Origin of the sequence: Pseudomonas aegrilactucae (assembly GCF_019168305.1) — a bacterium.
Taxonomy (GTDB): domain Bacteria; phylum Pseudomonadota; class Gammaproteobacteria; order Pseudomonadales; family Pseudomonadaceae; genus Aquipseudomonas; species Aquipseudomonas aegrilactucae.
The window spans coordinates 1-567 of sequence record NZ_JAHTBI010000148.1; the positions used below are offsets into that span (position 1 = coordinate 1).

Below are 567 nucleotides of genomic sequence, written 5' to 3' on the forward strand. Positions count from 1 at the left end.
CCCTGGCGGACGCGACTTGAAGCGCCGATGCGCCCACAGGTACTGCTCGGGGCTCTCCTGCAGCGCCTGTTCGATCCACTGGTTGATGCGCAGGCAATCGGCCGTTTCGCTCTCCCCCGGGAAGTCCTCCAGCGGCGCATGGATCACCAGCCGGTAGCCGCTGCCGTCCGCCAGGCGCTGCTGGGTGAACGGAATCACCCGCGCCCGCCCCAGCCGGGCAAACTTGGTAGTGGCCGTCACGGTGGCCGCCTCGATGCCGAACAGCGGCACGAACACGCTCTGCTTGGCGCCATAGTCCTGGTCCGGCGCGTACCAGATCGCCCGCCCCGCACGCAGCAGCTTGAGCATGCCGCGCACATCCTCGCGCTCCACCGCCAGCGAGTCGGCGTTGTGCCGCTCACGCCCACGGCGCTGCACATAATCGAACAACGGGTTCTTGTGCTCGCGGTACATGCCGTCGATGGTGTGTTCCTGGCCGAGCAAGGCCGCGCCGATCTCCAGGGTGGTGAAGTGCAGGGCCATCAGGATGGCGCCCTGGCCATCACGCTGCGCCGCCTGCAGGTGCTC

The 567-nt window shown here is 68.3% G+C and carries 1 protein-coding gene; it reads right to left on the reverse strand.

Features of this window, described 5'->3' with window-relative positions; genetic code table 11:
- Positions 1–567 (reverse strand): LpxL/LpxP family acyltransferase (locus tag KUO17_RS26030; protein WP_482817133.1); only part of this gene is annotated, 567 nt, incomplete at both ends.